Genomic DNA, 12,540 nt, shown 5'->3' on the forward strand with positions numbered 1-12,540 from the left:
TCGAAACTGGATGAGGAAAACCGGGATATAGCGCACAGGCGCGGCAGATCAAGAGGTTGTGATGGGGCATTTCTTCCTTCTCTCCTTGCTGGAGAAGGTGGCATAGGCGGCCTTCGGCCGCCGTTCTTAAGAACGCCTATGCTTCGCATCGGCTGCGGCGCTGGATGAGGGGTTGCATCCGGACGCTTGCATGAAGTGATTCAGTCGCGGAGAGAAACCCCTCACCCGCCTCGCTTCGCGAGGGAGAGGGTTTGGGCCACCCGTTCACGGAAACGCTACTCGGATCGTGCTATGCTAGCCGCTAAAAGCGTCGCCCCTGATTCCAACTGCTAATTTTTTATGAAACCGTCCGTCAAGGCGGCCCTCGCCGCACATAGCCACGATGCCAGGCTTTATCTCACGCTCGGGATTGCCAACTGGTCGATCTTCCTCGACCACGTGCCGAATAATGTTGCCAATCTGCTGACCTTGCGCAATTTCGGCTTCAGCGGCGCCGCCGACCTGTTCGTGTTCGTGGTGGGCTACGGCGTCACGATCATCCACGGCAAGATGGCGCTGGAGCGCGGCTTCGTCGTTGCCGCGACCCGCATCTTCGGTCGCGTCTGGCGACTCTACGCCGCCTACGTCGTGCTGTTCGTGATCTATATCGACGCCATCGCCTACGTCGCCTCGCAATCGACCGCGCCGGAGATCATCCATGAGTACAATATCTCGGGGATTCTCGATCATCCGCTGCGTACCCTGGTGCGCGGGCTGGTGCTCCAGGAAGAGCCGCTGAACCTCGACCTCTTGCAATTGATGATCCCGCTGATGGTGTTCTTTCCGCTGGCGTTGTGGGGCCTGCTCCGCCGGCCGCACCTGACGCTGCTCGCATCGGTCGCGGTGTACTTCGCGGCGAGGTATTTCGGCTGGACGTTCCGGATCTCTCCGGAAAGCGAATGGACCTTCAATCCGTTCTGCTGGCAGATGCTGATGGTCATGGGCGGCTGGTTCGCAGTGACCGGCGTGCCTGCCCGCGCGCTGCACGGCATCTCTTGGTTGCGCGCGCTCGCGGGCGCCTATCTCGTGTTCGCGATGGTGGTCACGCTGGCGCGGCATTTGCCGGCGCTTTCCGCCTATCTGCCGGATGCCGTGCTCGGCATCTTCGCGCCCGACAAGGAAAACCTCGCGCCGCACCGCGTGCTGCATTTCCTCGCGCTCGCTTTCCTCGCGACGTATCTGGTGCCGGCCGATCATCCGGCCTTGCAATGGAAATCGCTGCAGCCGGTGATTCGGAGCGGTGAGGAGTGGCTCGCAGTGTTCTGCGTCAGCGTATTCCTGTCCTTCGCCGCGCACCTCATCCTGATCACGGGCCCCAACCTCGTCGCCATGCAGATCCTGGTCAGCTTCGCAGGCCTCGCGGCCATCGCGGCGGTCGCCTACTACATCTCCTGGTCCAAGCGGCAGGACCGGCCCGCGACCCTGCGGCAGCGAGCCTAGGCGTCGTTCAGGCGATGGCCGCCAGATAGCGCGCGACCGACGCGTCGAACGCTGCCTTGGCGCCACCGGCGATATTGCGGCCCCACCAGGCACCGTAGATGCGATCGAAGGCGAGCGGCGCGACGGTGTCGGCAATTCGCCGCACCGCGGCCGCGTTCAACGGCGTGTAGTTCGGATAGGAATACATGAAGCTGACGAAGCGGCGGTCCATCGTCACCTGCGCGACGTCGCCGGTGAGCAGCGCACCCTTGCCATCTGCGCCGCGCGTCCAGTGCAGCATGGTGGCGCCCGCGAAATGGCCGCCGCTGCGCAACAGGGTGATGCCGTCCGAGAGCCGGTGACTGTCGCCGGTCCAGTGTTCGATCGCGCGATGCGGCCGCGTCACCCATTGGCGATCGTCGGCATGGAGATAAACCGGCGCGCTGAAGGCTTCGCTCCAGTCGGCGAGCGCGCCGTAATAGTGCGGATGCGAGATCGCGATCGCCTTCAACCCGCCGAGCGATCTGACATGCTCGATCGCCTCGCGGGTCGCCAGCGGAACGCAGTCCCACATCACGAAAGCACCGCCGTCGGGAACGAGCAGCGCCCGCTGACCGATGGCAAAGCTCGGCTCGAGTGCAAGACCAGTCAGGCCGAGATCATCCCGCCACACCAGGCGGCAGCGCTCGACCAAAGCCTCGCCGGACAGAAAGGTCTGCCCCTTCCAGTTCACGAATTGACGCTCATCCTCGCAGATCGGGCATGAGGTCGGCGGCTTTTCACTTGCGGGAAATTGCGCGCCGCAGGTTTCGCAGGTCCAGAGTGGCATGCCGTACTCCAGGATGGACTTCGACCAAGACGATCAAGATGTGACGGCTCGATCGCTCCTCCGCAAGGGTGGCTGGAACCAACACAATCACCATCCGTTGTGTTCTGGTCCACACAAGATCAGGGCAACCCCGCCGACACCAGATTTGGTTGAGACCACGCTTGACGTATCGATGACATCGCGGTCCCCCTCCTCGCCTCGTCTCTGGCCCCTCTTTGCGCTCAACTTCTTCATGGCCGACATGCAGTCGGGCATCGGGCCGTTCATCGGCGTGTTCCTCCAGGAGCGCGGCTGGGCGAGCGGACTGATCGGCACCGCCATGACCATCGGCAATGTCGCGGGCATGCTGATCACGACGCCGATCGGCGGCTTCATCGACGCCAGCCGCAACAAGCGCCTTTGGGTGGTGATCCCGGGCGCCTGCGTCGTCCTCGCCTCCGCGATCATCCTGGTCTCCCAGAACTTCTGGGCAGTGACGATCTCGCAGGTGGCACAGTCGCTGGCGAGCGCTGCGATCGTGCCGGCGGTGACCGGCATCACGCTCGGCATCGCCAAACAGAAAGGTTTCAATGCGCTGAACGGCCGCAACCAGGCGTTCAACCATGCCGGCAACATGGTCGGTGCGGCGCTGTCGGGCTGGCTCGGCTACCGGTATGGCTATGTCTCCGTGTTCGTGCTGGCCGCAGCGTTCGGCGCGATCGCGATCGCCTGCGTACTGATGATCCCGGCGAAATCGATCGACGACCGCGTCGCGCGCGGCAGCAAGGAGGACGACTCCAAGGCGCCGCCGGATGCGATGACGATGCTGCTCCGGCACAAGCCGCTGCTCGTGCTGGCGCTGGCGCTCGCCATCTTCCATCTCGGCAATGCGGCGATCGTGCCGCTTTATGGCCTCGCCGCCGTCGCCGAGGGGCAGGCCAACGGGCCGAGCTTCGTCGCCACGACGGTGGTGATCGCGCAAGGCGTGATGATCGTGACGTCGCTGATCGCCATGAAGGTCGCGAGCAAGCGCAACTACTGGCCGGTGATCCTGGTCTCCTTCATGTTCCTGCCCATCCGCGGCGTGCTCGCCTTCTTCTTCGCGGGATGGTGGGGCGTGGTGCCCGTGCAGGTGCTCGACGGCATCGGCACCGGTTTGCAGACAGTCGCCGTGCCCGGCGTGGTCGCACGCTCCCTCAACGGCAGCGGCCGCATCAATCTCGGCCAAGGCGCCGTCATCACCGTGCAGGGCCTCGGCGCAAGCCTCAGCCCCGCGCTCGGCGGCTGGATCGCGGAATGGATCGGCTACGGCCCGACGTTTTTGCTGCTCGGCGGCTTCGGGCTTGCGTCGATGGCGCTGTGGCTCGCCTTCGGCGCGGCGATGAAGAAGTATTGAGGTGGCGCAGTGCAGCGCGCGCTGTTACCGAAGCAATCCAGACTGTCTCCGCGGAGGATTCTGGATTGCTTCGCTGCGCTCGCAATGACGATGCGGCAGCAGTTGGCGACCAACTGACCGGCCGATCAGGTCCCGAAATTGGCATGTCGCCTACGCGCTCAGAGCTTATGCCCCTTCTGGCGCAGCGCCTCGGTCAGGCGCTGCTTCAGCTCGTCGGCAGCCCTGCGGCTGACATCCTGGCCGATCTGCGCGCTCGCCTGTGCAAGCGCATCCGACTTCTCCAGCAGCTTGCGTCCGGCCGGCTGGGCGTAGAAGGCCTCGATCTGGCGCAGCTCGTCCACCGTGAAGGTGGTGGCGTAGACTGCGGCGATCTGCTCGACCATCTGGTCGACGAACGGCGCGTAAATGTCCGAGCTCGTCGCCGTCATGGCGTCGAAGTCGCGCTCGATCTCGGGCCTGTCCTGGGCCAGGACGGGGCGCAGCTTGAGCAGGAGCTGCGGCAGCAACGCGCGATATTGCTCCGCCGTCTTCATGGTGATCACGAGCTTGCGCGCCGCGCTCATCGCCTCGGGCGACGGCGCCTGCGCGGCTGCGGTGCAGGTGAGGAACAGCAAGGTGCCCGCGATCGTCAACCAGCCTCTCGACATGAACCTCTCCATGAAACCTGTCATGAGAATTCGTCAAAGCACGCGTGGTAATCGTCTCTCAGCTGCCGGCGGTGGCCGCGGCAACGGCGGCTGTCTTGTCGCGATCGGGCGCCGGCTCGGGCTCCTCTTCCTCCTCGAGCACGTCCACGAACAGGTCCGGAATTTGTTTCGCCCGGTCGAACAGCCACGCAACGACGATCATGACCGCGATGCCGGCGAAGGAGACAGCGAGTTGCTCCCACGTGCCCTTGGTATATTGGGTCAGGATCCAGTGTGCGGAAAACGACAGGAACACGCCGAGACAGAAGATCGGCAGCGAGTGCTGCCCGCACAGGATCACCGGGCGGAGCCATCTCGTGTGAAGCGCCTGCCAATGGCGCGGCACGAGCTGCGTGACCCAGACCGCCAGCGCGAGAAAATGTGTGAAGCGCAGCATGTCGAGATCGGTCTTGTCGATCGGGTAGATCGCCTTGATCATCCACTTCGGGATCATCGCCTCGAGCGCGTGAACGTGCCAGGTCATCACGATCAGGAATGCGAACACGATCCAGGCGGCTGCAAGTCCCATCACGGATTTCGACCAGACCCATTTCGCGATCTTGTCCACCTGGCCCGAACCGCACCAGGCCGCGAACACGAACATCAGCTGCCAGCAGAACGGGTTGAAATACCAGGTCGTACCGGGTGGATAGGACGCGACGTTCCAGTCGAACCAGCGCGACAGCACGTAGAGCACCACGGAGGCCAGCAGCGTGAGGTTCGGGCGCCGCACGAGGCACCACACAATGAAGGGAGAGGCGAACACCAGCGTGATGTAGAGCGGCAGCACGTCGAGATTGACCGGCTTGTATTTCAACAGGATCGCCTGGCCGATCAGCTCGTCCGGATGCGCCAGGAAATTGAACACGTTGAACTCGTGCTCATACATCGGGTTGTCGAACCGTCGCGCAGTGCGCGCGATCTGGGCAGTGAACAGCAGGAACAGCATGATGTGGGCGACATACAGCTCGGCCGTGCGTTTCCAGAGACGCTTGAGCGCCGCGAGGAAGAAGCCGCCCCGCACGATCGGCGCGTAGATCCAGCCGACGAGATAACCGGAGATGAAGACGAAGAACTCGGCGGCGTCGCTGAAACCGTAATTGCGCAAGGTCAGCCACGACACGACGTCGTGCGGGATGTGATCGAGGAAGATCATCCACAAGCCGATGCCGCGGAACAGATCGAGCCGCAGGTCGCGCTCGATCGGAGACAAGAGAGCTGCCGAATCCCGGTTGATCATGGCTCCGCCCCGTTTTCCAAGGACAGTCTCAAGCACAGTCTTGCGGCCGACAGGCCGCCCAAATCAATCAATGCTGAAATTGACGCAACTACGCCACCTAACCCGGTGGTTAGCAGTAAGGGTAGCGGACATCGGCTCCGCCGAAAAGAAGCTTTGTCGCGCCGAAGGGCGCTCGGATCGGCTGGCCGGGCTTTCCTGCGGCTGCGCAATCTGATCTTCTTCCGCCTCGTTTTTGGGGGAGAGAAGCGATGAACGTCGCCATCATCTGCACCACCTTGCTCGGCCTGCTGCTGTTTGGCCTCGGGCTTTATGTCTCGGCCTTACGCGGCCGGTTCAGGCGGAGCATCGGCCACGACCTCGGCCCCACAGATCCTATTCACCGCGCGGTGCGGGCGCATGCCAACACCGCCGAATATGCGCCGTTCTTCGCGGCGATGTTTCTCTGGTTCGCAACGCGCCCGGCCCCAGGCTGGATCATGGTGACGATCGTGGTGGCGACGATCGCGCGGTTTTCCCTTGCCGCCGGGCTGTTGTGGGGCAAGTCGCTCAACCGGCCCAACCCGGCGCGCTTTGCCGGCGCCTTGTTCACCTATCTCTGCGGGCTGGCGCTGGCGGTCGGACTGGTGGTCGCGTGAGACACCCCCGCCTCATGGACTTTTTGCGACGCACGGCGATCTCCGGAACGATCGCGCTGGCCATGCTGATGCAGGCGTCGGAGGTTCACGCCGACCCTGCCTTCGACGACTGGCGCGCGCAGCTCTGGCTGGAGGCGAAGGCGCGCGGCGTGAGGCAGGCGGTGTTCGACCGCGCGACCGATGTCCAACTCGATCTCGGCCTGCCGGATCTCGTCATCCCCGGCCGCCCCGTGAAGGAACAGGCCGAGTTCGCAAGGCTGCCGGCGGACTATTTGCCCCGGCAACAGCTCACCGGGCTTGCCGGCGTGGGCGCGCGGCACTTCCAGACCTACCGCAGCCTGCTCGCGCGCATCGAGGCCGACTACGGCGTTCCCGGCAACGTCGTCATTGCGATCTGGGGCCGCGAGACCGATTACGGCACCGAAGTACAGCGCCATCCCGTGTTCCAGGCGCTGGTGACGCAGGCCTATCTCGGCCGCCGCAAGGACCTGTTCCGCAACGAGCTGCTGATCGCACTCGACCTGGTCCAGCAGGGTACCATCAGCATGGATGCGAAGGGCTCCTATACGGGTGCGATGGGCCACACCCAGTTCGAGCCCTCGGACTTTCCAAAATTCGCGGCCGATGGCGACGGCGACGGCAAGATCGACCTCGATCGCTCCATCCCCGACGCGCTCGCCTCGGGCGCCAAGCAGCTTCGCGACTATGGCTGGCAGCGCGGCAAGCGATGGGGCTTCGAGGTTCGGCTGCCGCCGACCGTGAGCTGCGTGGAGAGCTCACCCGACATCAAGCGGCCGCTCGAGGCCTGGCTGAAGCTCGGCGTCACGCCGGTGGGCGGTGCCGGCACCGTCACCGGCATGCTGCAGGACCAGGCGCAACTGGTCATGCCTGCCGGCGTTTACGGGCCGGCGTTTCTCGTCTTCGCCAACTTCCAGGCGATCCGCAGCTACAACCAGTCCGACGTCTATGCTCTGTTCGTCGGCCAACTCGCCGACCTCATCGCCGGCGGCGCCCCGTTCGAAAAGCCCTGGGCCAAGCTCAAGCCGCTGCGCAACAGCGATGTCGCAGCGATCCAGACGCAGCTCGCTAAGGGTGGCTATTATTCCGATGCGATCGACGGCCGGCTCGGGACGGTCACAAGGCGGGCGATCGGACAGTACCAGCAGCGCGCCGGCCTGGCCGTCGATTGCTGGCCGTCGCAGGAGTTGCTTGCCAGCCTGCGGGGGGCGAGATCGGCTCCCAAGTAAAATGTCGAAAACAACCCCATGCTCTTACTCACCACACACACGCCTATGTCTTCTCAAACCGGCTGGCTTGGTTGCGGGCGCCGCAACAGCCGCTCCCACAGAGTTGAGCCGATAGCAATTTCCTTGAGCCGGTAAGGTCTTAGACTTCGGTCTGATCTGTCCCCAATAGCCGACCCTGTCCGGTTGACTGCAGGCAACTCATCGGTATTCGCACGAAGGATTGACGGCGAATACTCGCAGAACGTGCATCATTGCTTCGCCTGCGCTAAGGTTAGACGCAGCGCGACAATTTCGAGACCGCGCCTCGCACGTGAGCTTTCTATAATGATTAAGCGCGGTCTGTCGGTGTTCGATCCGCCTAACGACCTGGTCGACGCCTTTGGGGTGAAGCCCAAGCTGAGTGAAGGCGAGCGAGTTATCTGGATCGGCACGCCAGGATGGTTCAGCCCTTTTTTCTGCTCAACGACAGTTCCTACGTGGGGAGCGTTTTGCCTGGCGCTTTTGGCGTACCATGGGATCTATACGCTAACACCGGAGCAATACGCCATTGAAGGGCTCGTAAGAGGACGATGGACAGTTGTCTGCGTGACACTCTTATTTGCCTTCATACCTCAGTTATTCGTACTGCGCATAGGCGGGGCCTTCGCGTATATTCTCACGACGGAACGAATGATCGTAAAAATCGATCAGACAAGAATGTTCGTCCGATGGCTTAGGTACTTCAAGAAAGTTGCCGATGCGGATGGCTTCGCCGCCTATGACCTAAGTTATCTCAATGGCGCTCGTGCCTATGCCGGGTTGCGGAGCTACGGAAATGTAAGTGTCCACCGCAGTGTCGGGGACTTCGGCGAGCTCCGCTTCGACTTAAATACAAGTGGACCTGATCCATTCTTTGGTCGTGACCGCAGATACGTGAAAGTGTTCTACCGCAAGCTGGCCCGCTTTCATTTGGCCGAGACACCTTGCAACGTGTACTTCGGCCTCAAGGACGTAGGTAGGCTTGGCGATATTCTGAACGATCAATGCGCGGCCTATATTGAGCGCACCACAGCTTCCCGCCGACGCTGACGCGAAAGCTGAAGGCCCGTCAAACGGCTAATTTGGCGGACCGCTCTAATTTACGGGCATCTCCTTCGTGGCAACGATCGAGCCTGATCCCATCGCGCTCTAGCAGCCGGCATCACGGCGCACCACTACAGCTTCCTGTTCGCCCCAGTCTGGTGGTCCGCGACGCGGGACTGGATGATCTTGTTGCCGAAATAGTTGGCGGCAAGGCCGATGCCGAGAGCGGCGAGGCTGCCGCCGAAGCCGGGAATCATCGACGATGCGGCCACGGCCGCGCCCTTCGCGACGACCTGCAAGGCGGTGCCGTCGGTGAAGAAGCTCGGCAGCATGTCGAACACCGTCTGCAATTGTGGCCTGGCCTGCCGCGCGATGTCGGCGAGCTGGAGGACCTTGGAGAGATCAGGGTTCTTCGTAAGCACATCCGGCGGAATCAGCGCCTTCAGCTGCTGCAGCACATTGGCGTTTTCCGGGGTGATCAGGTTCTTCAGGTCGACGGCTTGCAGCTGGCGGAGACCTTCCTTGATCTGATCGAGCTTGTCCGTCTGCTGTCCCGACGACAGGAATATCTGGAGGTCGTTGAGAAACTTGAACAGCCCCTGCGGCAACTGTCCGGTCGGCGCTGATACCACCGGCGCGCCGGCCGAATTCGCCATCTCGACGATGCCGCTGTTGCCGATGCCGAGCACGCCGAGGATCGACGCGATCAAGCCGGCAGTCTTGGTATGATCCGCCTGTATGACGGTCTGAGAGCCCATCTTGCGCAAATCGTCGGCCGTCGCCCGCACGCGATCGGGGTCGAGCGCACGCGGGCGCGCCGTCTCGAAGGCGGCGGCGGTCGCAGCGTCCGCCACGCCCGTCAGCGGCAGATTGTTGTCGGCCTGGAAGGCGAGCAGCGCTGCGCGCGTCAGCGGTCCGTAATCGCCGTCGATAGCACCCGGCGGGTAGTTCAGACGCTGGAGCTGCTGCTGCACGAACGTCGCGCTGATGGACGACAGGGGCGCGGGACTGCCCGCCACGCCGGCTTCGAACACAGGCGCGCCCGCCGCGAGACGATCGAACGCGCCGAACTGCGGCCTTTGCGGATTGAGGTCACCCTGATCGACATCGAGGCCGCATAGCGTCGACGGCAGGCGCTGACGCAAATTCCACTGCCCGGAGCGCAGGAAGGCGGCAGTGCCGTTGAACCCGCCGGATTGGGAGACCCAGGTGTAAGACACCAGTCCGGCCTGCAGCAAAGCCTGGCACACGGCGCCGCTGCCATAGACCCCGACCTGATAGCTGACCGCGCCCGCCCCGCCCGTCAGGGCCTGCCGAACCGCCCGAAAATACGGAACGATGCGCGTGCGGATATCCGCATCGGAGGCGTCATAGTCGACGGCGAAGTAGATCGCGGAATCACCGGGCTGGCCGATGACGTTCGCCGCATAGTCGCGTGCGTAGGCGCCGTCCTTGGCACCCGCATCCTGCGAGAAGGATGCCGCGGAATCGCCGGCGCCCTGATAGACGACGACGAGCCTCAGCCCCGAGCGAATGATGGCTTCGGCCTCATCAGGCGTCAGCCGCTTTTCGGCCTGCCGCGTGTTGCGGCAGTAATAGCGGATGATGGTATCGACGCCGTTCTGCCTGAGGCTGGCCAGGCGCGGAGTCGTCCGCATGTTGGTGTCAATGATCATGGCTCGCCCCCGGGTTGGACGGATTGGCCGTTGCGGCCGACATGATTGTCTGGTGGGTGTCGTTCATGGTCATCGGTTCGTGTTGGCGCCCGTGACGTGGTCGCGTGTGCGGGCCTCGATGACGCGGTTGCTGAAGTAGTTGGCGGCGAGGCCGATCGCGAGCGTCGCGAGCGACCCGCCGAAGCCCGGGATCACGCTGCCTGCAACAGCCGACAGTCCCTTCGACAGCAGCTGAAGCGTCGAGTCGTTGGCGAACATTCCCGGCAAGGCATCGAAGATGGTGTGGAACTGGGTTAGCCCGCGCGCGCCGTCGACGATCTGGAAGAAATTGGAAAGCGCCGGATTTGAGCTGATGACATTGGCGGGGATCAGCCCGCGGATATTGTCGAGGATCTGGATATTTTCCGGTGACACGAGCTGCTTGACGTTGAAATTCTGCAACTGCTTGGCGGCATCGAGCACCTGCTGGGTGTTCGCCGGATCGGCGCGCAGCTGCGGTGAGGTCAACAGCTTCTGCACTTCGCCCAGGAATTGGGACAGATTGGGCGCCGGCGGCGTCGCGACGTTGTTGTTGATCACCTGGACCGCGGCGCTGTTGCCGATGCCGAGCGCGCCGAGGATCGTGGAGATCCACCCGGCGATCTTGGTATTGTCCGCGGCCTTGATGGTCTGCGAGCCGCTCGCTCTGAGATCGTCGGGCGTCGCGGAGAGGCGATCGCGCGACAGCGGTCGCGGCTGCGGCCGGGCGAATGCGACCTGGGTGGCCGCATCGAGGACGCCGGTCGGGGATACGTTGTTGTCGGCCTGGAACGCCAGCAGCGCCTCGCGCGTCAGCGTGCCGAACTGGCCGTCGATCTCGCCCAGCGAATAGCCGAGCTCCGTCAGCCTCCGTTGCAGGCCCTCGACCAGCGCCCCCTTGTCGCCGAACCTGAGCTCGGTCGCCCCCAGGACGGGCGTCGATTGCAGCTCCCGCGGCGCGATGTCCGGACTATCGACCTGGGGCGCTTCCGCCCATCCGAGCGCGGTCTGCCGGATCTCGGCGAGCCGGTTGAGCCAGCCGCGGCCGAACGTGTCGAAGATGGCAAGGCTCCGCAGATAGGATTCGTAAGCCGAGCAGTAGTCCTCGACCAGCATCTTCTGATCGGCCGCAAGGCAGGCATCTATGGTGGGCGAATTCATGTGTCCGTCCACAGCGAGCCCGTTCTGCTGACGGGCCAGGGCCTGCTGCAACAGACGGATGCCGCGCGTCGTCCCGCTCAGAACGGCCGCGTTGTAGACGACCTGCGCGGCCGGCAGCGGGATCTCATCGCCATGCACCGGCGTCCAGTAGTTGGCGCGGAAGATCTGCAGGGCCTCGTCCCGCGTGAGGTTTCGCACGTCGTCGGCCGTGACGGGTGCGTGCCGCCAGGCCGACAGGTCCTTTTGCGTGATGCCCATGTTGGTCGGGCCGCCGGGATCGCGCGGATGATTGGTGTAGCCGCCCTCCCATTTCTCGATCAGCGCGTGCACCTTCTCGAAGTTCCCGAGCGCGATGTCGCCTTGCAGGGGCGATCCGCCGCCGCGTGTTTCCATCAACCGTCCCGGCACCGGCCGGCCATTGACGACCCCCTTCACGGAGCTCCAGTCGATACCCGTCGCGAGATCGTCGGGCTTGACGTCGATCTCGAAATGCATGGTGTCCTTGATATTGACCCAGTTGCCGCCCCACTCGAACACCCGCTTCTTGTTGACCGTCCTGACCGCAAGCACGTCGTCGATCATGGCCTGGGTCATGTCGGTGTCGGCGAGGTTGCGCTTGACGTCCTGGGCGCGCAGATCCTGCGTCGTCTGGTCGGAGAAGCGGACCTTGCGCTGGTCGGAGGTCTCCTTGTACGGGTTCGTCGTCCAGTTGACGTCGAGAGCAATGCCGAAGGCATGCAGGCTCTTCTCGGTGCCGCCGGTAATGGCGCGGCAATTGTAGCTGTCGGTGTCGGCTGTCCTGATGTTGTAGCCATTGGCCGCAAGCACCATCGCCAGCGCCTGCCAGGCATCAGCCGTCGGTGGCGCGACGAGGATCTCGTCGGGACCGAATGAGACGCGAACCATCGCGTGCTCGTTGCACTCGAAGGTCTTCCAGTTTACGCGCTGCTGGGCGGTCGATTCGCTCATGCTGCCCCCTCCATCGCCTGCTCGTCAGCCTCGGCACGGACCCGAGACAGGGGATGCGCTTTCTAAAAAAACTGCGTGCCGCGTGGCCGATCCGGCACGTGCGACTTAAAGGCGTTGCTCGAAATAGGCGGTCTACAAATGCAACCTTAGGGTACAGCAGGAACCGTCACACCGAGTGTGAACT

10 protein-coding genes are annotated in these 12,540 nt (G+C 63.5%); 5 read left to right on the top strand and 5 right to left on the bottom strand.

From position 1 onward, the window contains the following. Positions 1-339 precede the first annotated feature (339 nt). Positions 340-1,479 (top strand): OpgC domain-containing protein, encoded by a 1,140-nt coding sequence (locus tag ACV1FX_RS37450; RefSeq protein ID WP_473122534.1) that lies wholly within the window; start codon positions 340-342, stop codon positions 1,477-1,479. A 7-nt stretch (positions 1,480-1,486) separates the two neighbouring features. On the opposite strand, the gene ACV1FX_RS37455 is transcribed toward ACV1FX_RS37450, so the two are convergent. Further along, complete coding sequence (locus tag ACV1FX_RS37455) at positions 1,487-2,287, bottom strand: MBL fold metallo-hydrolase (protein ID WP_473122535.1); 801 nt, start codon at positions 2,285-2,287, stop codon at positions 1,487-1,489. A 172-nt stretch (positions 2,288-2,459) separates the two neighbouring features. Here ACV1FX_RS37455 and ACV1FX_RS37460 point away from each other — a divergent pair, with 172 nt between their 5' ends. Then, on the top strand, positions 2,460-3,662 hold the full coding sequence (locus ACV1FX_RS37460; protein WP_473122536.1) for an MFS transporter: 1,203 nt from the start codon (positions 2,460-2,462) through the stop codon (positions 3,660-3,662). A 158-nt stretch (positions 3,663-3,820) separates the two neighbouring features. Here the strand turns inward: ACV1FX_RS37460 and ACV1FX_RS37465 are convergent, their stop codons facing one another. Both ACV1FX_RS37465 and ACV1FX_RS37470 read right to left on the bottom strand, forming a co-directional pair. Next, entirely contained in the window at positions 3,821-4,309 is a 489-nt protein-coding gene (locus ACV1FX_RS37465) for a DUF2059 domain-containing protein (RefSeq protein WP_473122537.1), read from the bottom strand. Positions 4,310-4,367: 58 nt separating this feature from the next. Further along, a complete protein-coding gene (locus ACV1FX_RS37470; RefSeq protein WP_473122538.1) occupies positions 4,368-5,588 on the bottom strand; it encodes an OpgC domain-containing protein in 1,221 nt (406 codons plus the stop codon). Between the two features lie 248 nt (positions 5,589-5,836). On the opposite strand from ACV1FX_RS37470, the gene ACV1FX_RS37475 reads away from it, so the two are divergent. The 3 genes from ACV1FX_RS37475 (at position 5,837) to ACV1FX_RS37485 (ending at position 8,538) form a co-directional block, all read left to right on the top strand. After that, positions 5,837-6,223, top strand: a complete 387-nt coding sequence (locus ACV1FX_RS37475; RefSeq protein ID WP_473122539.1) for an MAPEG family protein — start codon at positions 5,837-5,839, stop codon at positions 6,221-6,223. A 14-nt stretch (positions 6,224-6,237) separates the two neighbouring features. Beyond that, on the top strand, positions 6,238-7,470 hold the full coding sequence (locus ACV1FX_RS37480) for a lytic murein transglycosylase (RefSeq protein WP_473122540.1): 1,233 nt from the start codon (positions 6,238-6,240) through the stop codon (positions 7,468-7,470). Positions 7,471-7,794: 324 nt separating this feature from the next. After that, a complete protein-coding gene (locus tag ACV1FX_RS37485; RefSeq protein WP_473122541.1) occupies positions 7,795-8,538 on the top strand; it encodes a hypothetical protein in 744 nt (247 codons plus the stop codon). A 125-nt stretch (positions 8,539-8,663) separates the two neighbouring features. Here the strand turns inward: ACV1FX_RS37485 and ACV1FX_RS37490 are convergent, their stop codons facing one another. Together ACV1FX_RS37490 and ACV1FX_RS37495 are read right to left on the bottom strand one after the other, a co-directional pair. After that, positions 8,664-10,208, bottom strand: a complete 1,545-nt coding sequence (locus tag ACV1FX_RS37490; RefSeq protein WP_473122542.1) for a glycoside hydrolase domain-containing protein — start codon at positions 10,206-10,208, stop codon at positions 8,664-8,666. Between the two features lie 69 nt (positions 10,209-10,277). Continuing rightward, positions 10,278-12,356 (bottom strand): glycosyl hydrolase 108 family protein, encoded by a 2,079-nt coding sequence (locus ACV1FX_RS37495; protein WP_473122543.1) that lies wholly within the window; start codon positions 12,354-12,356, stop codon positions 10,278-10,280. Between the last annotated feature and the right edge of the window lie 184 nt (positions 12,357-12,540).

It is taken from the genome of Bradyrhizobium ingae (assembly GCF_055791185.1).